Genomic DNA, 21,573 nt, shown 5'->3' with positions numbered 1-21,573 from the left:
TGAAGCGGTGTACTCACCAAAGCATAGAACGGGTCGTTGTCTTATCATTCCGGTTCAAAGAACCGGCGCAAGGACACCGCCGCCTACGCTTCTCCTTCTTTCTTCACTTGTCAAAGAGCAACATCCGAAGATGCAGTTTCCGAAGACAACAGCGCCTCACTCCGGTTTTACCCGGCTTGAGCCGCCAGCCTGTCAGGGAAACCTCGGAACCGCCTTTTCGGCAGCGCCGCGATGAACCTGATTTAGGATCATTCGTTTTCTTTGTCAACTCCATATTTTCGAGAAACTCGAAAACCGGAGAAGACCCTCACCAGAACATGCTTCGCTTCCCGACTTGCGTCAGGCTGCTGAGCCCGCTTCTGAGGAGGTTTTGGCGCCGTCCGCAATCAGCGGCGGCGTCGATGGGCGGGTTATAGGCCCGGCCTCTCGGGACTGTCAACACGCTTGTGAAAGTTTTTTGACGCTTTCTCGAACCGCCGCGCTTCTCACATGTTTAGCCACGCCTTGCCTCACTCCGGACACAGTGACGGTTGAAGCGTCGTTTCCGCAGCGCCTCTCTTATAAGGATATGCATCGGCGGGCCCTCCCTTGTTAAGCCTGTGCCTATGCCTTCTCTTGTGCTAGAGCGCCCTCAGCCTTTATGCATGAAGCTACTCGATTACGATATTGTCCATCATGAGCCATGTTCCTCCAAATGACGGCCTGTCTAAGGCTTCCCGCCGGGAAGCCTTAAGCTTGGCGTCCGGAGTCGAGCTCGGTCATGAACCGGCCCTCACCGCCAGCGGCGCGGCCGCTCCCGAAATCGACAAGCGCGAAATCAATCTGCGATGGCTTGGCGCCAGCGTTCTGACGGGCGTGACGGGCGCCGTCCTCATCGGCGCCTCCATTCATGTCTCCATCGAGGGCGCCACCACCTCCGTCCAGGCTCCCGAGCGCGCCGCCGTGATCGCCTATCCCCGGTCCGAGCAGGATGGGGAGCGGGCCACGAACGTAGCACGCAAGAGCAACCGTCTGAACATGACGGAGCTGACGGCCTCGGCGAAGCAGAGCTTCAAGGCGCCCATGACGATCCGCAACGGCGACCGCGAGGCCATCAAGGTTCGCCAGTTCGTCAAGATCGCGACGAACCTGTCCCTCTCGGCCGGTACCTACGCCTCCGACATTCCCGCCTTCAACCCCATGCGCCTCTTCGCGGAGGACACTCAGGAGAAGATCGACCAGGTCCCCGAAATCACCGATGCGGACGTCTCGGTTCTGCGCCGGGACCTGGCCGCCATGGTCATCGAGGCGAGCGCGCCGTCCCTCACGGACAACGACGTGATGGCCATGCTCGAAGAGGAGCGCCGCGTCACCAACGAGACCGGGCGGCGCGCCGCCGTTGCGATCCCCGCCCAGCAGATGCTGTCACGTACCCTGCGCCAGCCAGACGGCCTCGGTGAAGCCCTGGGCTATGCCCGTGTCGTGGATACGCCTTTCAGCACCATCGAAGTCCGGGTCATGCCCGAGAACGTCACAGACCTGCCGAAGATCGAGCAGAAGGCCATCGCGCCCCTGATCGAGGAGCGCGACGTGGTGTTCAAGAAGGGCGAGACCCTGGAGACGGTTCTGCGCAGCTATGGCGCGACCCCGGAGCAGATCGCAGCCATCACCAACGCCCTGTCAGTGCGGATGAAGATTGCGAATATGCCTGAAGGCCAGCGCCTTCGCATCCTCATCGCTCCCGGACCGCGCCTGGGCGATCCCCGGCAGATCGTCCGTGTCATCGCCTTCGGCGAGAAGGGTATCGAGGGCATCGCCGCAACGAACGATCGGGGTGCTTTCGTCTCCGTGACGCCCCCTGACGAACCCTTGGACCACGCCACCGTCGCGGACGGGCAGGACGGGGAGGAAGAAGAGGGCGAGGAAAGCAATGGTCGTGTCAGGCTCTACGAGAGCCTTTACGAAACAGCCCTCAAAAACGACTTGCCGCCCGAGACCGTGGAGGAGCTGGTCCGCATCTTCGGCTACGACGTCGATTTCCAGCGCCGCGTTGCCCAGGGCGACAGCTTCGAACTGTTCTTCGGCTCCGACGACGACAGCGGCAATGGTACGCCGGAAATTCTCTACGCCTCCCTGACCGTGGGCGGAGAAGCGCGCCGCGTCTACCGGTTCCAGGGCGACGACGGAGCCATCGACTATTTCGACGAGACCGGACGCTCCTTGAAGAAGTTTCTGCTCCGCAAGCCGATCTCGGACGGCGTTCTGCGCTCGGGCTTCGGCTCCCGCTTCCACCCGATCCTCGGCTATTCGCGTCCGCATACGGGTATCGACTGGTCGAACAAGGTCGGAACGCCGATCATGGCCGCAGGCAACGGCACCATCCGCTTTGCCGACTGGAAGTCAGGTTACGGACGCCATATCGAGATCCAGCACGCCAACGGCTATGTGACGACCTATTCGCACATGACGGGCTTTGCCAAGAGCATGGCTCCCGGCGCTCGCGTCCGTCAGGGTCAGGTGATCGGCTATCTCGGCAGCACCGGCCTCTCGACAGGCCCTCACCTTCACTACGAAGTGCTGATCAACGGCAGCTTCGTCGATCCGCTGAAGATCCGCCTTCCGCAGGGCCGCGAGCTCGACGGCCGCAGCCTCGCCGAGTTCAAGCGCCAGCGCGAGCAGGTGGACGGCCTCATGGGCCAGGCCGGCCCAACGGCAAGCCTCTCCCAGCGCGCAGACCTTCGCTAAGTCATGCTCGACCTGTTTCTGATCGTCTTCCCGGTCTTCGGCCTGATCGGGATCGGATATCTCGCGCGCCGCACGGGCTTCGTCTCCGAGCGCATGGGAGAAGGCCTCTCGGAATTCGTCTTCAGTCTCTCCGTTCCCTGCCTGATCTTCCGCACGCTCGTGAAGGCGGAGATCCCGGCGGTGCAGCCCTGGGGCTATTGGATCTCCTATTTCGTGGGCGTCGCCGTGGTGTGGGTTCTGGCTACCACGATCGGCCGGCATTTCTTCGGGATCAAAGGTGTCTCGAGCGTCGTTGCCGGATTCTCGGCAGGCCAGGCCAACACCGTCTTCGTCGGCGTGCCGATGATCCTCAAGGCCTATGGCGACGAGGGCGCGGTTCCGCTCTTCCTGCTGCTCGCGGTGCACCTGCCTGTGACCATGACGCTTGCCACGGTGCTGGCGGAAGGACGCCAGGCCTCGCCTCTCATCATTCTTCGCCGGTTGGCGACCCATCCTATCGTGATCGGCATCCTGGCGGGCTCCGCTCTCCGTCCAATCGCTCATGCCATTCCCGCACCCCTCTGGCAGATCGTGGATCTGATCGCGAGCGCGGCCGTGCCTTGCGCCCTGATTTCCATGGGCATCGCGCTTCGGCGCTACGGCATGAAGATGGGGTGGAAGCTGCCGACACTGATTTCCGTGCTCAAGCTCGTGGTGCATCCGCTCGTGGTGCTGCTGCTCGCCACTTACGTGTTCGAGATGCCACCCGTCTGGGCGGGGGTTGCGGTGCTCTTCGCCTCGTGCCCTTCCGGCATCAATGCTTATCTGTTTGCCGAGCGATATAATGAGGGCGTTGCCCTGGCATCGAGCGCGGTGACGCTCTCCACGGCTTTGGCCTTGGGCACTACGCTGGTGTGGCTCTATGTGCTGGGCGTCGGCTGAAAGCCGAGGCGCTGCCTGATCTCGGCAGGCGTCACGCCTTGCTCCCGCAATTCATGGAGTGCTTCCGATTTCCGGCTTTTCGCGAGCTTGTCGCCGCCGGGATCGAGGATCAGGCCGTGATGATGATAGCGCGGCGTCGGAAGCTCGAGCAGCTTCTGCAGGAGCACGTGCAGATCGGTAGCAGCTTCCAGATCCTGACCGCGCACCACATGAGTGACACCTTGCAAGGCATCATCCAGCACGACGGAGAGATGATAGCTCGTCGGCACATCCTTGCGCACGATCACCGCATCGCCCCAGCGCCAGGGATCGGCTTCGGCGATCTCCTCATCACCATCGAGCGTGAAGCGTGTGAAAGTGTGCGGGCCGGGAAGGAGCTGGCGCGCAGCCTGCATATCGATGCGCCATGCATGCGGCTCGCCCGCCTCGATCCTTCTTGCGGCCTCATCGTCTGAGAGCTTTCTGCAGATGCCCGGATAGAGTGGCGCCCCATCGGGATCGCGCGGCCATTCCTTGCCGCTTTCCGCCTCGACGGCCTCGATCTTCTGCGCAATTTCTTTCCGCGAGCAGAAGCAGGGATAAGCAAGCCCCTTGCCCTTCAATGCCTGGAAAGTCTTTCGATAATCCGCGAAATACTCCGACTGCCTCCGCACAGGCTTTTCCCATTCCAGACCAAGCCAGCGAAGATCCTCATCAATCGCGCTCTCGTATTCAGGACGGCAGCGTGTGATATCGATATCCTCGATGCGCAAAAGAAAGCGGCCGTTGAGCCGGCGGGCGAGCGTATCGTTGAGCAGGGCCGAATAGGCATGGCCGAGATGAAGCCGTCCGTTGGGGCTTGGGGCAAATCGGAATACGGGCTTCGTCACGGACGGCCTTTGAAGAACGGGAATGAATGGATGGCCACCCTCCTCGAAACGGACGCGGTTCTCAAGAGGGGCCTGAAGGCGCTCGCCAAGCTTGACCCCGTGATGGCGCGGCTTTCGGCGGAGGGCATCGTCCCGCAATTGCGCAAGCGCCCGCCAGGTTTCGAGGGGCTCGCCTGGATCATCACCGGCCAGCAGGTGTCGACCGCAAGCGCCGCCGCGATCTGGGGGCGGGTAAGAGCGATCCTTGAGCCGCCTACCCCAGAACGGTTCCTGAGCCTCTCCGACGACGAGCTGCGGGCGGCGGGCCTCTCGGCCATGAAGGTGAGAACCATTCGTGCCACCGCCACCGAGATCGTGGAGGGACGGCTACCCCTCGACCAGCTGCATGAACTTCCCGCCGACGAGGCGCACAACCTTCTCACGCGGGTGAAGGGGATCGGCCCGTGGACAGCCGACATCTACCTGCTGTTCTGCCTCGGCCATCCGGATGCGTTTCCAGGCGGCGATCTCGCCGTACAGGAGGCGGCCCGGATCGCCTATGCCCTGGAGGAGCGGCCCGACGCGAAGGCGCTCACTGTTCTGGCGGAGCGTTGGCGGCCTTGGCGGGGCGTCGCCGCCAAGGTGCTCTGGGCCTATTACCGCGTGGCCAAGGCGCGGGAAGGCAGCCCCGTTACCTGAGGCTTAAAGAGCGCATCTTTTCACGCAAAACCGGTTCCCACTTTTGCGTTCGATGCTTCAGCCCTGCTGCGCAGCTGCAAGCGACGCTTGGGCTCCGGCCCGCAGCATGCTCATGTCGCTGCCGATGCAGACCATGTTGAAGCCTTTGCGGGCGAGGTCCCCTGCCCGGGCACCGGAGGGCGCGAAGATGGCGGCGATCTTGCCTGCTGCCCGAACCCGGGCGAGCACATGATCGAGCGCTTTTTCGACCTCGGCGCTGGCCGGGTCCACACCCTTGCCGCCTAAGAGCGCGATGGAGAGATCGGCCGGGCCGGCGAAGACACCGTCGATGCCCGGCACCTCGAGAATCTCGTCGATGATGGCGAGCGCCTCCCGGGTTTCCACCATGGCGAAGGACACGGTCAGATCGTTGGCGCGGCGTAAGTATTCCGCAGGCTCCAAGCCCGACAGGGCAAGCGCTCCATAGGCGCCCCAGCTGCGCTGGCCCACGGACGGAAACTTCATGAAGGAGGCAAAGCGCCTGGCATCCTCGATGGTGTTGATCATGGGCGCGATCACGCCCGAGACGCCGGCATCGAGAAAGCGGGAAGCCATGGCGAACTCACCGACGGGAATGCGAACCAGGGCTGGCTTTCCCGCCGCCGCGATCAGGGGAACAGCCCTCAGCGCGGCGGCGAAGTCCATGGAGCCGTGCTGCATGTCCATCGCCACCGCGTCGAACTCCTCCCGGGCCAGCAAGGCCGGGACGGAAGGGTCCGGAAGCCCGCACCAAGCGGTGAGCAGAGGCGTGCCCCCTTTCAGAAGGTCGGGGAAGGATGGGTTGATCAGCATGGCACTCTTTTCTGCAGTTCTTGCTGCTGTTTGGCAGAAATGGATCAATGAAAAAGGAAAAGGGCCGCTACCGGCCCCCCTTAATCTCCTGAATGGCACGCTCGGTCAGCTCGACGAGCTTTGCCTTGAGCTCCGCCTCCCCGGTCGGCTTGCCAGCGCCGTCGAGATCTTTCCCGACCTTGCGCAGGATGTCCGCATCCCCAGCTTCCTCAAAGTCGGCAAGAACGACGCTCTTGGCGTAGGCCTCAGCCTCATCGCTGGTCTTTCCCAGGCGGTCGGCGACCCAGAGACCGAACAGCTTATTGCGACGCGCCGTGGCCTTGAAGCGCAGCTCCTCGTCATGGGCGAACTGCTTCTCGTAGGCGTCTCTACGGTCATCGAATCCGGTCATTGCGTCGTTCTCCTTAAGCTTGAGCCTTCATGCGATATAAGGGCGCACTCGCGCCAGCGCCAGACGCTCCCCATCTAGAAGAGGGTGCCTGAGGGGCCAAAAAGGCCCGTTTCCTCCTCTGCGCGTTGTGCTCGTCTCCTTGATCGGATAGGTTGCCCTGAAGCGGAGCGCCGGTCTAAAGCCGCGCTTAACGCCAGCCGCGGAACAGCACCATGTCTAGCCAGGAGCCCACGGCATTATGGATTTTCTCAAACCACGGTACACGCCTATGAATCGTCGCCGTCGCGTCTATGAGGGCAAGGCGAAGGTCCTCTATGAGGGCCCCGAACCCGGAACGCTCATCCAGCACTTCAAGGATGATGCCACAGCCTTCAATGCCAAGAAGCACGAAGTGATCGACGGCAAGGGTGTGCTGAACAACCGGATCTCGGAATACGTTTTCCAGAACCTGAACGATATCGGCATCCCGACCCACTTCATCCGCCGCCTGAACATGCGCGAGCAGCTGATTCGTGAGGTGGAGATCATCCCCCTCGAGGTCGTGGTGCGAAACGTGGCGGCAGGCTCGCTCGCCAAGAGGCTCGGCCTTGAGGAAGGCACGCAGCTGCCCCGCTCGATCATCGAATTCTATTACAAGAACGATGAACTCGGCGATCCGATCGTCTCGGAAGAGCACATCACCGCCTTCGGCTGGGCCTCGCCCCAGGAGATCGACGACATCATGGCGCTCGCCATCCGCGTCAACGACTTCCTGTCCGGCCTCTTCCTCGGCGTCGGCATCCGCCTCGTGGACTTCAAGCTCGAGACGGGCCGTCTCTGGGAAGGCGAGCTGATGCGCATCGTCGTCGCCGACGAGATTTCCCCGGATTCGTGCCGTCTCTGGGACATCAAGTCCAAGGACAAGCTCGACAAGGACCGCTTCCGCCAGGACATGGGCGGGCTGGTGGAGGCCTATACGGAGGTCGCCCGCCGTCTCGGCATCCTCTCCGAGAACGAGAACATCGTCACCGGCGGTCCCCGCCTCGTGCAGTGAGTGCCTCGTCCTTCCTGCATAAGATCAGATGCCCGGCTTCGTGCCGGGCATTGTTGTTGGGCTTAGGTGTCGCCCTCAGCCTGACTGCCTGCGACTACATTCCCCGCACCGTCGCAGGCCTGCAGACCGACGCCTCCTGGGACGCTCTGCCCTTGCGCAAATGGCTCGCCGAGGATCGGGCGGAGCCCATTGCCCTCTCCTTCTGCGCCCCGCCTGCTTGCAATCCCGGCCTCGCCGTCGGCGTCATCCGCCTGAATGGTAAGGACGCGCAAGTGACGGAAGCCCTGCTCAAGGACCCCGAGCGCCTCGCCCGGGCGCTGCGCTCCCCCGTGGACCGGAAAAAGCCGGTGAAGACCGACATTGCCGTCGAGCGTTTTAAAGGCGCGCCTTATCCGGGCTTTGCCATCACCTTGAGCCCCAAGGACGGCGGCAAGCCTCCGGCTTACGGCGCAGCCATGGGACGCCGCTCCGGGGAGGGCCTGGATGTGGTTCTGGCCATCGGTGTCTCGTCCGAACTCGTGCGGCAGAGCGTTCAAGAAGCGGCCGAGCGCGAGTTCCGCTAAGCCTTCGACTGGTTATCGCAGAGGCTTGCAGGGCAGAGCAAAGTCCACATGGTAATGCTCGTCGTGCCGAACCCAGGCCTGCCGGCGCATGAAGGTCATCTCTGACTGAAGGTAGACCCCTCTTGACGTCGCAAAGAGCAAGGGGAGATAGGCGGGATCGAAGATCACGCGCTCGATCCCGATGCCACGCTTCTTCGCGGAGCGGTCGAGAGCTTCGAGATGCAGGGCCATGGCCTCGAAATCGATCCGATAATCCTTCATTCGCCCCCGGCGGTCGAATTCGAGATCGTATCCGTACCGGTTCAAGGGATGGGTCGGCAGGGCGACCGATCTTCCGGCCTTGTTCCGAACGGGGACCATGAAATCCACCGAGAGCCCATTCTGGTGGGTGCGATGAGGCGGAAAAGGGCCGCCTTTCTCGTGGCCACTCTCGCCATAGACAAAAACCAGATCCTTCTGAGCCTTGGCCAAAGCCGCGTAAGCCTCGCCGACGACATCGGCCACCTTGGAGTGGACGTAGGTCCGGTCGAGGGTGGATGCGAAGCGGCTATAGGCGGTGAAATTCGGCCCCGATTGCGGCAGGGCGACGCCGTTTTCCAGCCGTCCTTTTGCCGTTCCGCCGAAACAGACGCTCTCGGCCCCGAACGCATTGGAAGCGATCAGCATCAGGGACAAGGCGATGAAAGCGCAGGGCTTGGCTCTTAGGAAGGGGATCGGCACGAGGTCCTGCAATTTGGCTTCCTGAAACAAGGTATCATACACAGATCCTTCATAAGAGCGGGTATCTGTTCCAGCAAGGCATGGAAGGTTAAAGGGGATACCCTGTACCACTGCCCGTGAATTAGACGCCAAAGGCGTTGTTTCTTGAGGGCATTAGCTTTATGGCGTGGGGCAAATCTCAAAACCTCGAGGCCTCCCATGAAAGCTCGCGTCACCGTCACCCTGAAGAACGGCGTTCTCGACCCCCAAGGCAAGGCCATCGAAGGGGCCCTGAAGTCCCTTGGCGTGGATGGCATTGCCGGCGTCCGCCAGGGCAAGGTGTTCGATATCGAGCTGGAGACGGGCGACAAGGCCAAAGCCGAAGCCTCGCTCAAGGCAGCCTGCGAGAAGCTGCTCGCGAACACCGTCATCGAAAATTACCGCGTCGAGATCGTTTGAGGCCGACATGAAATCCGCTGTCATCGTCTTCCCCGGCTCCAATCGCGAAGGCGATATGGTGCGGGCTCTCAAGCTGGCGGGCTCCGACGCCCAGAAGGTCTGGCATGCCGAAACCGAGCTGCCCAAGGGCACGGACCTCGTGGTCCTGCCGGGCGGCTTTTCTTATGGCGATTATCTCCGCTGCGGCGCGATTGCCGGACGCGCCACCGTGATGGATGCAGTCCGCGCCCATGCAGCGCGCGGCGGCCTCGTGCTCGGCGTCTGCAACGGCTTCCAGATCCTCTGCGAAGCTGGCCTTCTGCCCGGCATTCTGATGCGCAACGCGAACCTCAAGTTCATCTGCCATCGCCAGTTCCTGAAGGTTGAGCGCAACGACACCGCCTTCACGAAGAACTACGCCAAGGGTCAGGCCATCGACGTCTGCGTGGCGCATGGCGAGGGCAATTACACGGCGGATGCGGAAACGCTGAAGCGTCTCGAAGGCGAAGGCCTCGTCGCCTTCCGCTACTCGGATGCGAACGGCCATGTGACGCCCGATTCCAACCGCAACGGCTCGATGAATTCGATTGCCGGCATCTATTCCGACAAGCTCAACGTGCTCGGCATGATGCCTCATCCGGAAAACCTGATCGAAGACCTCGTGGGCGGCACCGATGGGCGCGGCCTCTTCGAGAGCCTCGTGTCTTCTTTCTCCCGCGCAGCCTAATTTCCAACTCACGAGATAATGATGATCCGCAACGACGTCGCCATCACCCCGGAGCTGGTCAAGGAGCACGGACTGAAGCCTGACGAATACGAGCGTTTCGTGAAGCTGATCGGCCGCACGCCGACCATCACCGAGCTCGGCATCGTCTCCGCCATGTGGAACGAGCATTGCTCGTACAAATCCTCGCGCATCCATCTGCGCGGCCTGCCGACGAAAGCGCCGTGGGTCATCCAGGGCCCCGGCGAGAACGCGGGCGTGATCGATATCGGCGATGGCCTCGCCTGCATCTTCAAGATGGAAAGCCACAACCATCCGTCCTTCATCGAGCCCTATCAGGGCGCGGCGACGGGCGTGGGCGGCATTTTGCGTGACGTGTTCACCATGGGCGCGCGTCCGATTGCGGCGCTGAACTTCCTGCGCTTCGGCGAGCCGGATCATCCGAAGACTCCGCACCTCGTTTCGGGCGTGGTCGCGGGCATCGGCGGCTACGGCAATTCGTTCGGCGTGCCCACCGTCGGCGGCTCTGTTGGTTTCGACAAGCGCTACAACGGCAACATCCTCGTCAACGCGATGGCTGTCGGCCTCGCCCGCACGGATGAGATTTGGTACGCGAAGGCCACCGGCGTCGGAAATCCGATCGTCTATCTCGGCTCCAAGACCGGACGCGACGGCATTCACGGCGCGACGATGGCGTCCGCCGAATTCGACGATGCGTCGGAAGAAAAGCGTCCCACCGTGCAGGTCGGCGATCCCTTCGCCGAGAAGCTCCTGCTCGAAGCCTGCCTCGAACTCATGAAGTCCGGCGCGGTGATCGCGATTCAGGACATGGGCGCTGCCGGTCTCACCAGCTCCGCTGTGGAGATGGGCGCGAAGGGCAATCTCGGCGTCGAACTCGATCTCGACAAGGTGCCGTGCCGCGAAGAAGGCATGACCGCTTACGAGATGATGCTGTCCGAGAGCCAGGAGCGCATGCTCATGGTGCTCAAGCCCGGCATGGAAAAAGAGGCCGAAGCCATCTTCCACAAATGGGGCCTGGACTTCGCCGTGATCGGCAAGACCACTGACACGCTGCGCTTCGTCATCAAGCATCAGGGCGAGGTGAAGGCCGATCTGCCGATCAAGGAACTCGGCGACGAAGCTCCGCTCTATGATCGCCCGTGGGTCGAAAGCCCGAAGCGTCCCGTGATCGATGCTGCAAGCGTGAAGGCGCCGATGTCGGAAGCCGAAGCGCTGCTCAAACTCGTCGGCTCGCCGGACCAGTGCTCCAAGCGCTGGGTGTGGGAGCAGTATGACCACCTCATCCTCGGCAACACGGTGCAGACACCCGGCGGCGATGCCGCCATCGTGCGCGTCGAGGACGGGCCGAAGGGCCTTGCGCTCACCACCGACGTGACGCCGCGCTATTGCGAGGCCGATCCGTTCGAGGGCGGCAAGCAGGCGGTGGCGGAAGCTTGGCGCAATATCACGGCGGTCGGCGGCCTGCCGCTCGCGATCACCGACAACCTGAACTTCGCAAGCCCCGAGCGTCCTGAATCTATGGGCCAGTTCGTCGGCTGCCTGAAAGGCATCGGCGAGGCCTGCAAGGTGCTCGAATTCCCCGTCGTGTCCGGCAACGTCTCGCTCTACAATGAGACCAACGGCCAGGGCATTCTGCCCACTCCCGCCATTGGCGGCGTGGGCGTACTCGACGACGTGACGGTGAACGCATCCGTCGCCTTCAAGAACAAGGGCGAGGCGATCATTCTCGTCGGCGCAACGCAAGGCTGGCTCGGCCAGTCGATTTACCTGCGCGACGTTTGCGGCCGTGAGGAAGGCGCTCCGCCGCCGGTCGATCTCGCCACCGAGAAGCGCAACGGTGACTTCATCCGCCAGCTCATCCGCTCCGGTCAGGTGAAGACGGTGCACGATTGCTCCGATGGCGGCATCGCCCTGTCCCTTGCTGAAATGGCGATGGCGGGCAATGTCGGCGCGACGATCACTGCGGCGCCTGACAACATGCCGCTTCACGCCTTCCTCTTCGGCGAGGATCAGGCGCGTTATCTCATCGCCGTCGATGAGGACGTTGCTGCCGACATTCTCTATGAAGCCGGCGCTCTCGGTATTCCCGCCGTGACGCTGGGCGTCACCGGTGGCGATTCGTTGATTCTGCCGGGCACCCAGGTCATATCCGTGAAGCAGCTGAAAACGGCTCACGAGGCATGGCTACCCGAATACATGACCGGCAAGTCGTAAGGAGTTTGATCCATGCCCATGGATGCACGCGATATCGAGAGCATGATCAAGGCCGCCCTCCCCGACGCGGTCGTGGAGATCAAGGATCTGGCGGGCGACGGCGACCATTATGCCGCCACCGTCACGTCTTCCGCCTTCAGGGGCAAATCCCGGGTCCAGCAGCACCAGATGGTCTATGCAGCGCTGCAAGGCCGCATGGGTGGCGTGCTCCACGCCCTTGCATTGACGACGCTGGCACCCGACAATTGAGAGACGACCCCGGCGCCTTGACCGCTGGGACGCAAGGAGAATTCCATGGCTGACGCCAACCAGATCATCGACAACGAAGTGAAGTCCAACGACGTCGTGCTGTTCATGAAGGGCACGCCGCAATTCCCCATGTGCGGGTTCTCAGGGCAAGTGGTCCAGATCCTCAACTATCTCGGCGTCGACTATAAGGGCGTGAACGTCCTGGAGAACGACGCCGTCCGCCAGGGCATCAAGGATTATTCCAACTGGCCGACCATTCCTCAGCTCTACGTGAAGGGCGAGTTCATCGGCGGCTGCGACATCACCCGCGAGATGTTCCAGGCCGGCGAGCTGCAACAGCTCTTCGCCGACAAGGGCATCCAGGTTCAGCAGAGCGCCTGATCGGCACTGGCAGATGACCACAAAGGCGGGGCTCGAAGCCCCGCTTTTTTATTGCCTGAAACAGCCACGCTCCGCCCGAATGGGGAGCGTCTTATGTCGCATTCCTCAAATGGCTCAGTTTCCGGCATAATCGGTCCACGTTCTTTCCAAGAACCGCCGGCATAACAACACAACGCGGCGGTTCGAGACGGGGGCAAAATCCATGTTCGAGCCGGAGACGAATGTCGTCGCCTTCAAGCCGCGTGCGGGGGTAAGGCATCATCCCAAGACCATCCTGGAGCGGGTCTACGCTGCAGGCTCCCTGGCCGTGGGGGCCGATGACGTTGCCACTAAGACCGCTTGCCTGATCCTGCAGGCCTTCGGCTTTCTCGTGATCGAGGAAGTTCTGGCAGACGGCACGCCGCGCCTGCTTCAGAAAGGCGAAGCGCGAAAGGCCATGGACCGCCCCTGGCGTCTCTCGAAACCCGCCTTCTCCGGCGAGCTGGGCCAGCCCGACGGGGACGGAAGCTTCCGGGTTTAAGTCCGCCCCAGCGCCGTCCTGACGAAAGCCATCGCATCCGGCGAGGCCCATTCGGCGGGGCCTTTCAACAGCGCGATCTCGCAGCCCGATGCATCCACCATGAATGTCGTCGGCAATCCGACCACGTGACCGGACTTCTGCAGGACCTGAAGCAACTTGCCTCCCGGATCGGCATGATAGGCGAGGTTCCTGATGCCGTTCTCCTGCAACCACGCCTTCGGCTTGTCGGGATTGCGGGTATCCACGTTGATCGCCACCACCTCAAAATCGGAGCCGCCGAACTCCGCCTGAAGCTTGTCGAGGGCGGGCATTTCCTCGCGGCAGGGCACGCACCAGGTCGCCCAGAGATTTACGAGGATCGTCTTGCCCTTGAAATCGGCAAGGCTCATCGGTTGACCTTCGGAACCCGCGAAGGCGATCACCGGAGCGGGCTTGGGGGCTTTGCTCACGCCAAGCGCGGCAAGCTCGCCCTTCGCCAATGGATCGAGGCGCTCCGCGACGGCGGTCGAGGCACGGCACTCGCTCGCCGCCTGGGGGACGGTGCTCCCGACATGGGAAAAGCCGTACCAAGCGGCGCCTGCGCCGATCAGGAAAAGAGCGGCGAGGCCAATTGGCCAGAACCGGTTGCGGGATTTCGGTGTTTCCGATGCGTTCGACATGGGCCCGATGTGGCTCTTTTTCGGCCAAGCCTCAAGCCCTTGCGACGCAAATCCGCCATCACGATGCCGTGGAGGCTGAAAGGCCCCTGACAGCCTCACCTTGCCTCTCGCATCTCCTGTCGCTTCCCGTTATGGTGCGGCCACGTTTCGGAGCTTCTGATGTCGACCTGCGTTTCTTTCTCCCGTGCGGCCCTGGTGGCCGGCCTCATCGTTCTCGGCCTCTCGGCCTGCGGCCGCCGTGGCGCGCTGGAGCCGCCGCCGGATGGGTCCGCTCCCCAGGCGCAGCAGCAGAGCACCGCCGATCAGGCCACCCTGCCCTCGCCGGTCGGCACGCCGCGCTCGACACCTCGTCGCGGCTATACCGTTCCCAACAAGCCCTTTATTCTCGATCCGCTGCTGTAAGGCCGCCCGATGCACCATTTCGCCTATCGCGACGGCGTCCTCCACGCTGAGGACGTCAGCCTGCGCCGTCTCGCGGACGAGGTCGGAACCCCGTTCTATTGCTATTCCTCGGCGACGCTCGAGCGGCATTACCGCGTCTTCTCCGAAGCCTTCGCGGATACCGACGCCCTCGTCTGCTACGCCATGAAGGCGAACTCGAACCAAGCGGTGCTCAAGACGCTGGCGAATCTCGGCGCGGGCATGGACATCGTCTCGGAAGGCGAATTGCGCCGCGCGCTGGCCGCAGGCACGCCGGGCGAGCGTATTGTGTTCTCCGGCGTCGGCAAGACGAAGTCGGAAATGGCGTTTGCTCTCGACAGCGGCATTCTCTGCTTCAACGTGGAGTCCGAGCCGGAACTGGAAGCGCTGTCCGAAGTCGCGTTGTCGAAAGGCATGCGCGCGCCGATCTCGATCCGCATCAATCCCGACGTGGATGCGAAGACGCACCAGAAGATTTCGACCGGCAAATCCGAGAACAAGTTCGGCATTCCGATCTCGCGTGCCCGCGAGGTTTATGCGCGCGCAGCGCAATTGAAAGGCATTGAGATCACCGGCGTCGATATGCATATCGGCAGCCAGATCACGGATCTGTCGCCCTTCGACAACGCCACCGCGCTTCTCGTCGAGCTCGCCCGTGACCTGATGGCTGACGGGCACAAGCTTCATCACATCGATCTCGGCGGCGGTCTCGGCGTGCCCTATCGCGACGACAACGCGCCTCCGCCCGATCCGCAGGCCTATGCGCAGATCATCAAGCAGCACACGAAATCGCTTGGCCTCAAGCTCGTCTTCGAGATGGGCCGTTTGATCGCGGGCAATGCGGGCGTTCTCATCGCCAAGGTCATCTACGTGAAGGAAGGCGCGGGCCGCACCTTCGTGATCGTCGACGCGGCGATGAACGATCTCATCCGCCCGACGCTCTACGAGGCGTTTCACAACATCAAGCCGGTGGCTGAGCCCTCACCGAGCACGCCGCACATCGTCGCCGATGTGGTCGGGCCCGTCTGCGAGACGGGCGATTATCTTGCCCTCTCTCGCGACATGCCTGCGGTGAAGCCGGGCGATCTCATCGCCGTCATGACGGCGGGCGCCTATGGCGCGGTTCAAGCCAACACCTACAACACCCGCCTCCTCGTGCCCGAGGTTCTGGTGCGCGGTTCCGAGAGCGCCGTGGTGCGCCCGCGCCCCGCTTACGAGGACCTCATCGGGCTGGATAAAATTCCGGGCTGGCTTGCCTGACGCATCTTCCGCGAACAGGTGTCGCGCTTAGCTGTTGTCCTGACAAGGATGTGAACGCGGCACCCGTGATAATCCTCCCTTGCGGCGCTTTGTGCCCATTTGACGGCTGGTCATCCGGGGCTGGCGTGCTAGCTTCTCGAAGGGGGCTTTAGCACAGAACCGTGCTGCGGAGACTGATTGCATGAGCGAAGGCCCGAACCCGTCGCCTGCGCAAAGCAACCTGAGCAAGAGGTTCGGGCGCCTGATCACTCATGCGCGCTGGTCCCTCTGGTGGGAGGATGCCTGGCCCCGCCTGTGGCTGCCGCTCTCCATCGCCCTCATTTTTCTCACGCTATCCTGGTTCGGCCTCTGGCTCGATCTCACGCGCTTCTGGCGCATGACCGGGCTTGGCCTCTTCGCGGCTGCCTTTCTCCTCTCCCTCTGGCCCTTGCTGCGCCTGCGCATGCCGAGCCGCACGCGCGCCCTCGACCGACTCGACCGGGATACCGGCCTCACCCACGGCCCCGCGCGGGTGCTCGACGACAGCCTGGCGCTGGGTTCCAGCGATCCCGGAACGCGGGCGCTCTGGCTGCTTCACCGAAAAAAAGCGGAGGAGGCTGTCGGACGGATGCGGGTCGCCGTACCCCAGCCCGACATGCCCCGGCGCGACCGCTATGCGCTGCGGGCCGCAGGCATTCTCGCGCTCGTGACCAGCGCCTTCGTGGCCGGCCCGGAGATCGGCTTGCGTCTCAAGGCGGCCTTCGACTGGCGTGAGGCCACGGCCTCGGCGCCGTCCTTCCGCATCGACGGGTGGATCGATCCGCCGCTTTATACCCGCATGCCCCCGCTGATGATCGATCTCGCGAAGGGCCAATCATTGCGGGCGCCGATCCGCTCCACCATCGTCATTCGCGTCGCGGGCGACGGCAAGGCGGAGATTGAGGCGGGCAAGGGCCTGACCGCCCTGCCGCCTAAGAGCACCCAGCGCGCGGATCTGCGCGAGGAACGCTATACCCTCGACGGCAGCACCGAACTGACCATCAGCACGGGGTTTGCCCATAGCGCCATCCTCAAGATCGAAGCCATCCCCGACCGCATTCCGGAGATCGCCTTCACCGGGCCGCCCGAGGTCAACGAGCGCGGCACCTTCACCCTCATCTACAAGGGCAAAGACGATTACGGCATCACCTCGCTCGAAGGCCAGGTCGAGAAGGCAGACGGCAGCAAGGGCCGCTCTCTCGTGCCCGCCCCCTCTCTCACGCTCAGCCTGCCGAGCCACGAGCAGAATGCGCCCGATACGCGTTCTCCCGTCGATCTGACCAACCATCCCTGGGCAGGGGCCCCGGTGACAATCAAACTCAAGGCCAAGGACGAAGCAGGTCAGGAGGCGACCAGCGAAACCATCACCTTCACTTTGCCGCAGCGTCCTTTTACCAATCCGCTCGCCAAGGCCCTGGTTGAGCAGCGGCGCAATCTCGTGCTCGCCCCCGACGACCGCAAGCGCGTGCAGATCGCCCTCGACGCCCTTCTCATCGAGCCGGCGGAATTCACGCCGCAATGGGGCGTGTTCATGGGCCTGCGCATGGCCGCCGAGCGCTTGCGCGGCGCCCGGAACGACGAGGCTCTGACTGAAATCGCGGACTGGCTCTGGAGCATGGCGCTGCAGATCGAGGACGGGAATCTCTCCGACGCGGAGCGTGAGCTGCGTGCCGCCCAGGAGCGCCTCAAGGAGGCCATGGAGCGCGGCGCGACGGAGGACGAGATCAGGCGTCTGACGAACGAGCTGCGGCAAGCGATGGACAAGTTCCTCCGCGAGTTCGCTCAGCGCATGCAGCAGAACCGGCAGGCCGACAACCAGAACCAGCGTATGCCGGACCGGATGATCACGCAGAATGATCTCAACCGGATGCTGCAGCAGATGGAAGAGGCCATGCGCCGCGGCGACATGGCGGAGGCCCAGCGTCTCCTCGATCAGTTGCGCAATATCCTCGAGAACCTTCAAATGGCCCAGCCCAACAGCCGCATGAGCGATCCGCTCGGACGCGAGATGGGCCAGGCCATGCGCGATCTCGAGGACATGACGCGCGAACAGCAGAACCTGCGCGATGAAACCTTCCGCGAGGGTCAGAACAGGCGCATGCAGCAGGGTGACCGCAACAACGGTCAGCGGCAAGGCCGGCGCCAACAGGGCCAGCGCCAGCAGGGACAGCAAGGCCAGCAGGGAGATCAAGGCGACGGAGGCGATCAGGAAAGCCAGTACGGCAGTTCGGATCAGCAGGACCCGTTAGGCCTTCGCCAAAGACAGCAGGCTCTGCGCGAACGATTGCAGGAATTGCAACGCCGCATGGAAGGCATGGGCATGCAAGGCGAGCAAGGCTTTGGCGAAGCCGAGCAGGACATGCGCGAGGCCGAGGGCGCGATTGGCCAGGGGCAGGATGGCCCGGCCGTCGATGCCCAGGGACGCGCGCTCGAAAACCTGCGACGCGGCATGCAGGGCATGGCCCAGCAGATGCAGCAGGGCCAAGACGGCAACCAGCAGGCGGGCGACCAGCCCGGCCAAGGCGAGCCGCAGGGCGCCAACGGACAGGTCAACAGATCAAACCAAGATCCTTTAGGGCGTGAAGCCCGCAAGCCCGGCTATCAGGACAATATCGGTGATATGCTTTGCTCCGGCTGCAGTCCAACTCAACGGGCCCAGCGCATCCTGGAGGAATTGCGGCGCAAGCTCGGCGATCCGATGCGCTCGCAGGAAGAACTCGAATACTTCGAGCGCCTGCTTCGCAGAAACTAGGTTTAGGGTTAAGAGGGGACGGCTTCAGGAACGCGAGGCCCCTTTCCTCCACCGGATTCCGGATTGCCGGCTCCGGACCCATTCATGGAATCACGATGTCCAGTTTTGCCGATATCATTGTCCCCATTGCGGTTTTGGCGGTTGCCTTCGTCCTGCTCCTCGGCTTGGTCAATATGCTGCGCGGCGGCAGCGCGAGCCGGTCGCAGCACCTCATGAGGCTGCGTGTCCTTCTCCAGTTTCTCGCCATCATCGTCATCATGGGCGTAATCTGGTGGAGAGCGGCTTAGCCTTCTTGGTCTTGACACTTTTTCGCCACGGTTTGTATTAAGAGATCATTAGCCATACGGGCGTAGCCTGATGGCTTCAAAATCAATAAGCGGTGGATCTCCTTCTAATGCGCGTCAGCAAAGCCTTAGGCTTGAGCCTTCTGGTCCTGTTTGCAGGATCGACCAGCCTTTACGCCGCCGATGCGAGGAAGCCTTCCGCTCAGGGCTCGAGCCAGCCGAGCCTTCTCTCCGAATTCCGCGGCGGTTTCTCCGCCCAGGACCCCTGGGGCCCCGAGGGTGAGGACGGCTCTGCCAATCTCACCGGCGAAATTCTCTTCGCGAAGCCTTTCACCGCGTCTGACCTGTTCACGAGCTACTTCATCCCCCGCCCCCATATCGGCGGCAGCCTGAACTTCGACGACCGGACGAGCTTCGCCTATGCGGGCCTGACTTGGACGTTCGACATCACCCCGAGCTTGTTCGTGGAAGGCAGCCTCGGCGGCGCCATCCATAACGGCGAGGACAAGGTCACCGATCCCTTCGCGAATCGCCAATCCCTGGGCTGCTCGCCCCTCTTCCGCGAATCCGGCTCCGTGGGCGTGCGCCTGTCCGCCAACTGGAGCGTGATGGCCACCATCGAGCATCTCTCCAATGCCGGCGCTTGCTCCGAAAATCGGGGCTTGACGAATGTCGGCGCTCGGGTTGGGTATTCGTTCTAAACGAAACCCTTAAAACCTGGGCCTTTCATGGTCGTTCTCAATCGAATCTACACCCGCACCGGGGACAAGGGCACGACGGCGCTCGCCGCCGGCGGACGCCGCCTCAAGCATGACCTGCGCATCGAGGCCTTCGGCACCGTGGACGAGACCAATGCCTGCATCGGCATGGCTCGCCTGCACACGAAGGATCTGCCGATCGATTCGATGCTCGGCCGCATCCAGAACGACCTGTTCGATCTCGGCGCCGATCTCGCGACCGTGGAGACGGGCAAGCCGCTCCCCTATGAGCCACTCCGGATTACGCAAGGTCAGGTCGATCGTCTCGAACGGGAGATCGACGAGCTGAACGCGGACCTCCAGCCCCTGCGCTCCTTCGTCCTGCCCGGTGGCACGCCAGCCGCCGCCGCCTTGCATCTCGCCCGCACGACCTGCCGCCGGGCCGAGCGCAATGTGGTGGAGCTGATGCAGGAGCCCGATGAGAAGGTCTCCGAAGAAGTCGCGAAATATCTCAATCGTCTCTCGGATTTCCTGTTCGTGGCCTCACGCCACGTAAATGACAATGGAAACCTGGACGTTCTCTGGGTTCCCGGCCAGAACCGCTAGAGGGATCATGTTTCTCCCGCTTCACGACGGCGTTCCGCTCCAGCACATGAAAACGCCGGTCGTGGCGCGGTCGCTGATCGTGGCCTGCGTTCTCATCCATCTTTTCTATGTCTATGGGCCGCTATCCGCCGATGAGATGGTCGGCGGCCTCGGCCTCATCCCCGCCGTGCTGTTCGGCTACGAGACACTGCCCGAAGGCTATCCCTTCGTGCCGGTGTGGATGACGCTCGTCACCAATATCTTCCTGCACGGATCGTGGTTTCACCTCATCGGCAACATGCTGTTTCTGTGGGTGTTCGGCGACAATGTGGAAGACGCGATGGGGCACCTGCGCTTTCTAGCGTTCTTCCTGATCTGCGGAATCACCGCGAGCCTCGTGCATGCCGTAGCATCCTTCTCCATGGCAGGCGCAAGCATGCCGGAGAGCTTCATCCTGCCGGCGCTTGAGCGTCCGCTCATCGGCGCTTCGGGCGGCGTCTCGGGCGTGGTGGCGGCCTATGTGATCCTTTATCCGCGTGTGCGGATCTGGGCCTTGTTCCTCGGGGGAATTCCTCTGCGCCTGCCAGCCTATTGGGCCATCGGCTTCTGGTTTGCCGTGCAGTTCGTCTCGGCCTTCTTCGGCGCGGACGATGGGGTGGGATGGTTTGCCCATCTTGGCGGGTTCATCGCGGGCGCTATTCTCATCCCCATCATGCGTCATCGCTACGATCCGGTTCTCGCCCGCGCAGCAGCGCAGGAATTGCAGTCATCGCGTTGACAAATGGGACCTTAAAGCTACGGTCCCGCTCAGCCTTTTTCCTATCTGTCCGGAGAGCTTACGATGAGCCATATCCGGGCCTGATCTTCAATGAGGACAGACGAATGAAGCTTCTGGTGTGTGTGAAGCGGGTCGTTGATTACAACGTCAAGATCCGCGTGAAGGGCGATGGGTCCGGGGTCGAGCTTGCCAACGTCAAGATGTCGATGAACCCCTTCGACGAGATCGCCGTCGAGGAGGCCGTGCGCCTGAAGGAACAGGGCAAGGCCACCGAGATCGTTGCCGTTTCCATCGGCCCCGCTCAGGCCGGCGAGACCATCCGCACCGCGCTCGCCATGGGCGCCGACCGCGGCATCCTGGTCAAGACCGATGCCACCGTCGAGCCGCTGGCCGTCGCCAAGATCCTGAAAGGCGTGATCGAGCAGGAGAAGCCCGATCTGGTGATCATGGGCAAGCAGGCCATCGATGACGATTCCAACCAGACCGGACAGATGCTGGCGGCCCTCCTCGGCTGGCCGCAGGGCACGTTTGCCTTCAAGGTGAATGTGGGCGAAGGCTCGGTCGACGTGACCCGCGAGGTCGATGGCGGCCTGCAGACGGTGGGCCTGAAGCTGCCGGCCATCGTCACCACGGACCTGCGCCTCAACGAGCCGCGCTATGCGAGCCTGCCCAATATCATGAAGGCCAAGAAGAAGCCTCTCGACGAGACTTCGCCGGAGACCCTCGGCGTCGATGTCGCTCCGCGCTTGAAAGTGCTCAAGACCACCGAGCCGGGCGGCCGCAAGGCGGGCGTGAAGGTGGGTTCGGTGGCCGAACTCGTCTCGAAGCTCAAGACCGAAGCCGGCGTGCTCTAAGAAGGATCA

Annotated in this window: 24 protein-coding genes; 19 read left to right on the top strand and 5 right to left on the bottom strand. The window is 62.8% G+C overall.

Annotated elements, in window-relative coordinates; translation table 11 throughout:
* Positions 1-735 precede the first annotated feature (735 nt).
* Entirely contained in the window at positions 736-2,724 is a 1,989-nt protein-coding gene (locus MHY87_RS10220; protein WP_239351476.1) for a M23 family metallopeptidase, read from the top strand.
* 3 nt (positions 2,725-2,727) lie between these two features.
* Complete coding sequence (locus MHY87_RS10215) at positions 2,728-3,645, top strand: AEC family transporter (protein ID WP_239351474.1); 918 nt, start codon at positions 2,728-2,730, stop codon at positions 3,643-3,645.
* Here the strand turns inward: MHY87_RS10215 and gluQRS are convergent.
* The gene (gene gluQRS, locus MHY87_RS10210) at positions 3,624-4,514 is read right to left on the bottom strand and encodes a tRNA glutamyl-Q(34) synthetase GluQRS (protein ID WP_239351472.1); all 891 of its coding nucleotides are present in this window, start codon (positions 4,512-4,514) and stop codon (positions 3,624-3,626) included. The genes MHY87_RS10215 and gluQRS overlap by 22 nt on opposite strands.
* A 30-nt stretch (positions 4,515-4,544) precedes the next feature.
* On the opposite strand from gluQRS, the gene MHY87_RS10205 reads away from it, so the two are divergent.
* The gene (locus MHY87_RS10205; protein WP_239351470.1) at positions 4,545-5,192 is read left to right on the top strand and encodes a DNA-3-methyladenine glycosylase; all 648 of its coding nucleotides are present in this window, start codon (positions 4,545-4,547) and stop codon (positions 5,190-5,192) included.
* Positions 5,193-5,249: 57 nt separating this feature from the next.
* On the opposite strand, the gene MHY87_RS10200 is transcribed toward MHY87_RS10205, so the two are convergent.
* Together MHY87_RS10200 and MHY87_RS10195 are read right to left on the bottom strand one after the other, a co-directional pair.
* Positions 5,250-6,023, bottom strand: a complete 774-nt coding sequence (locus MHY87_RS10200) for an HpcH/HpaI aldolase/citrate lyase family protein (protein WP_239351468.1) — start codon at positions 6,021-6,023, stop codon at positions 5,250-5,252.
* 67 nt (positions 6,024-6,090) lie between these two features.
* Positions 6,091-6,414, bottom strand: coding sequence for a DUF1476 domain-containing protein (locus tag MHY87_RS10195; RefSeq protein ID WP_239351466.1), 324 nt, complete (start codon positions 6,412-6,414; stop codon positions 6,091-6,093).
* Between the two features lie 238 nt (positions 6,415-6,652).
* Between MHY87_RS10195 and purC the strand changes: the two genes are divergently transcribed.
* Both purC and MHY87_RS10185 read left to right on the top strand, forming a co-directional pair.
* A complete protein-coding gene (gene purC, locus MHY87_RS10190; RefSeq protein ID WP_239351464.1) occupies positions 6,653-7,447 on the top strand; it encodes a phosphoribosylaminoimidazolesuccinocarboxamide synthase in 795 nt (264 codons plus the stop codon).
* A 56-nt stretch (positions 7,448-7,503) separates the two neighbouring features.
* Positions 7,504-8,010 (top strand): hypothetical protein, encoded by a 507-nt coding sequence (locus MHY87_RS10185; protein WP_239351462.1) that lies wholly within the window; start codon positions 7,504-7,506, stop codon positions 8,008-8,010.
* A gap of 12 nt (positions 8,011-8,022) precedes the next feature.
* Here the strand turns inward: MHY87_RS10185 and MHY87_RS10180 are convergent, their stop codons facing one another.
* The gene (locus MHY87_RS10180; protein ID WP_239351460.1) at positions 8,023-8,742 is read right to left on the bottom strand and encodes a penicillin-insensitive murein endopeptidase; all 720 of its coding nucleotides are present in this window, start codon (positions 8,740-8,742) and stop codon (positions 8,023-8,025) included.
* Between the two features lie 186 nt (positions 8,743-8,928).
* On the opposite strand from MHY87_RS10180, the gene purS reads away from it, so the two are divergent.
* The 6 genes from purS to MHY87_RS10150 all read left to right on the top strand — a co-directional run bounded on the left by purS (position 8,929) and on the right by MHY87_RS10150 (position 13,256).
* A complete protein-coding gene (purS, locus tag MHY87_RS10175; RefSeq protein ID WP_239351458.1) occupies positions 8,929-9,168 on the top strand; it encodes a phosphoribosylformylglycinamidine synthase subunit PurS in 240 nt (79 codons plus the stop codon).
* Positions 9,169-9,175: 7 nt separating this feature from the next.
* Positions 9,176-9,874 carry a phosphoribosylformylglycinamidine synthase subunit PurQ gene (purQ, locus tag MHY87_RS10170; protein ID WP_239351457.1) on the top strand — a complete coding sequence of 233 codons (699 nt, stop codon included), beginning with the start codon at positions 9,176-9,178 and terminating at the stop codon, positions 9,872-9,874.
* A gap of 21 nt (positions 9,875-9,895) precedes the next feature.
* Complete coding sequence (gene purL / locus MHY87_RS10165; RefSeq protein ID WP_239351456.1) at positions 9,896-12,106, top strand: phosphoribosylformylglycinamidine synthase subunit PurL; 2,211 nt, start codon at positions 9,896-9,898, stop codon at positions 12,104-12,106.
* 12 nt (positions 12,107-12,118) lie between these two features.
* Entirely contained in the window at positions 12,119-12,355 is a 237-nt protein-coding gene (locus MHY87_RS10160) for a BolA family protein (protein ID WP_239351454.1), read from the top strand.
* 45 nt (positions 12,356-12,400) lie between these two features.
* Positions 12,401-12,736: a Grx4 family monothiol glutaredoxin gene (gene grxD / locus MHY87_RS10155; RefSeq protein ID WP_239351452.1), complete on the top strand. Its 336-nt coding sequence runs from the start codon at positions 12,401-12,403 to the stop codon at positions 12,734-12,736.
* A gap of 202 nt (positions 12,737-12,938) precedes the next feature.
* Positions 12,939-13,256 (top strand): hypothetical protein, encoded by a 318-nt coding sequence (locus MHY87_RS10150; protein ID WP_239351450.1) that lies wholly within the window; start codon positions 12,939-12,941, stop codon positions 13,254-13,256.
* Here the strand turns inward: MHY87_RS10150 and MHY87_RS10145 are convergent.
* Entirely contained in the window at positions 13,253-13,915 is a 663-nt protein-coding gene (locus MHY87_RS10145; protein WP_239351448.1) for a TlpA family protein disulfide reductase, read from the bottom strand. The genes MHY87_RS10150 and MHY87_RS10145 overlap by 4 nt on opposite strands.
* A 159-nt stretch (positions 13,916-14,074) precedes the next feature.
* Here MHY87_RS10145 and MHY87_RS10140 point away from each other — a divergent pair, with 159 nt between their 5' ends.
* The 8 genes from MHY87_RS10140 to MHY87_RS10105 all read left to right on the top strand — a co-directional run bounded on the left by MHY87_RS10140 (position 14,075) and on the right by MHY87_RS10105 (position 21,564).
* Positions 14,075-14,317: a lipoprotein gene (locus tag MHY87_RS10140; RefSeq protein WP_239351446.1), complete on the top strand. Its 243-nt coding sequence runs from the start codon at positions 14,075-14,077 to the stop codon at positions 14,315-14,317.
* A gap of 9 nt (positions 14,318-14,326) precedes the next feature.
* Positions 14,327-15,595, top strand: a complete 1,269-nt coding sequence (gene lysA / locus MHY87_RS10135) for a diaminopimelate decarboxylase (RefSeq protein ID WP_239351444.1) — start codon at positions 14,327-14,329, stop codon at positions 15,593-15,595.
* Between the two features lie 181 nt (positions 15,596-15,776).
* A complete protein-coding gene (locus MHY87_RS10130) occupies positions 15,777-18,365 on the top strand; it encodes a TIGR02302 family protein (RefSeq protein ID WP_239351443.1) in 2,589 nt (862 codons plus the stop codon).
* A 95-nt stretch (positions 18,366-18,460) separates the two neighbouring features.
* On the top strand, positions 18,461-18,652 hold the full coding sequence (locus MHY87_RS10125) for a twin transmembrane helix small protein (protein ID WP_239351442.1): 192 nt from the start codon (positions 18,461-18,463) through the stop codon (positions 18,650-18,652).
* A gap of 107 nt (positions 18,653-18,759) precedes the next feature.
* Entirely contained in the window at positions 18,760-19,350 is a 591-nt protein-coding gene (locus tag MHY87_RS10120) for an acyloxyacyl hydrolase (protein ID WP_239351441.1), read from the top strand.
* A gap of 27 nt (positions 19,351-19,377) precedes the next feature.
* Positions 19,378-19,953 (top strand): cob(I)yrinic acid a,c-diamide adenosyltransferase, encoded by a 576-nt coding sequence (locus MHY87_RS10115; protein ID WP_239351440.1) that lies wholly within the window; start codon positions 19,378-19,380, stop codon positions 19,951-19,953.
* A 7-nt stretch (positions 19,954-19,960) separates the two neighbouring features.
* Positions 19,961-20,710, top strand: coding sequence for a rhomboid family intramembrane serine protease (locus tag MHY87_RS10110; protein WP_239351439.1), 750 nt, complete (start codon positions 19,961-19,963; stop codon positions 20,708-20,710).
* 104 nt (positions 20,711-20,814) lie between these two features.
* Positions 20,815-21,564 carry an electron transfer flavoprotein subunit beta/FixA family protein gene (locus MHY87_RS10105; protein ID WP_239351438.1) on the top strand — a complete coding sequence of 250 codons (750 nt, stop codon included), beginning with the start codon at positions 20,815-20,817 and terminating at the stop codon, positions 21,562-21,564.
* The last annotated feature ends 9 nt before the right edge of the window (positions 21,565-21,573 follow it).

Source organism: Microvirga sp. ACRRW, assembly GCF_022346925.1.
In the GTDB taxonomy this organism is placed as follows: domain Bacteria; phylum Pseudomonadota; class Alphaproteobacteria; order Rhizobiales; family Beijerinckiaceae; genus Microvirga.
The sequence above is the reverse complement of the archived record's forward strand: the minus strand, read 5'-3'. Positions and strand labels throughout refer to the sequence as shown.

Excerpts from the sequence above, each read along its gene's own strand:
- MHY87_RS10215 (WP_239351474.1), top strand. The coding sequence starts at position 2,728 with ATGCTCGACCTGTTTCTGATCGTCTTCCCGGTCTTCGGCCTGATCGGG.
- MHY87_RS10205 (WP_239351470.1), top strand. The coding sequence starts at position 4,545 with ATGGCCACCCTCCTCGAAACGGACGCGGTTCTCAAGAGGGGCCTGAAG.
- MHY87_RS10200 (WP_239351468.1), bottom strand. The coding sequence starts at position 6,023 with ATGCTGATCAACCCATCCTTCCCCGACCTTCTGAAAGGGGGCACGCCT.
- MHY87_RS10195 (WP_239351466.1), bottom strand. The coding sequence starts at position 6,414 with ATGACCGGATTCGATGACCGTAGAGACGCCTACGAGAAGCAGTTCGCC.
- purC (WP_239351464.1), top strand. The coding sequence starts at position 6,653 with ATGGATTTTCTCAAACCACGGTACACGCCTATGAATCGTCGCCGTCGC.
- purS (WP_239351458.1), top strand. The coding sequence starts at position 8,929 with ATGAAAGCTCGCGTCACCGTCACCCTGAAGAACGGCGTTCTCGACCCC.
- purQ (WP_239351457.1), top strand. The coding sequence starts at position 9,176 with ATGAAATCCGCTGTCATCGTCTTCCCCGGCTCCAATCGCGAAGGCGAT.
- purL (WP_239351456.1), top strand. The coding sequence starts at position 9,896 with ATGATCCGCAACGACGTCGCCATCACCCCGGAGCTGGTCAAGGAGCAC.
- MHY87_RS10160 (WP_239351454.1), top strand. The coding sequence starts at position 12,119 with ATGCCCATGGATGCACGCGATATCGAGAGCATGATCAAGGCCGCCCTC.
- grxD (WP_239351452.1), top strand. The coding sequence starts at position 12,401 with ATGGCTGACGCCAACCAGATCATCGACAACGAAGTGAAGTCCAACGAC.
- MHY87_RS10150 (WP_239351450.1), top strand. The coding sequence starts at position 12,939 with ATGTTCGAGCCGGAGACGAATGTCGTCGCCTTCAAGCCGCGTGCGGGG.
- MHY87_RS10145 (WP_239351448.1), bottom strand. The coding sequence starts at position 13,915 with ATGTCGAACGCATCGGAAACACCGAAATCCCGCAACCGGTTCTGGCCA.
- MHY87_RS10140 (WP_239351446.1), top strand. The coding sequence starts at position 14,075 with ATGTCGACCTGCGTTTCTTTCTCCCGTGCGGCCCTGGTGGCCGGCCTC.
- lysA (WP_239351444.1), top strand. The coding sequence starts at position 14,327 with ATGCACCATTTCGCCTATCGCGACGGCGTCCTCCACGCTGAGGACGTC.
- MHY87_RS10130 (WP_239351443.1), top strand. The coding sequence starts at position 15,777 with ATGAGCGAAGGCCCGAACCCGTCGCCTGCGCAAAGCAACCTGAGCAAG.
- MHY87_RS10125 (WP_239351442.1), top strand. The coding sequence starts at position 18,461 with ATGTCCAGTTTTGCCGATATCATTGTCCCCATTGCGGTTTTGGCGGTT.
- MHY87_RS10120 (WP_239351441.1), top strand. The coding sequence starts at position 18,760 with ATGCGCGTCAGCAAAGCCTTAGGCTTGAGCCTTCTGGTCCTGTTTGCA.
- MHY87_RS10115 (WP_239351440.1), top strand. The coding sequence starts at position 19,378 with ATGGTCGTTCTCAATCGAATCTACACCCGCACCGGGGACAAGGGCACG.
- MHY87_RS10110 (WP_239351439.1), top strand. The coding sequence starts at position 19,961 with ATGTTTCTCCCGCTTCACGACGGCGTTCCGCTCCAGCACATGAAAACG.
- MHY87_RS10105 (WP_239351438.1), top strand. The coding sequence starts at position 20,815 with ATGAAGCTTCTGGTGTGTGTGAAGCGGGTCGTTGATTACAACGTCAAG.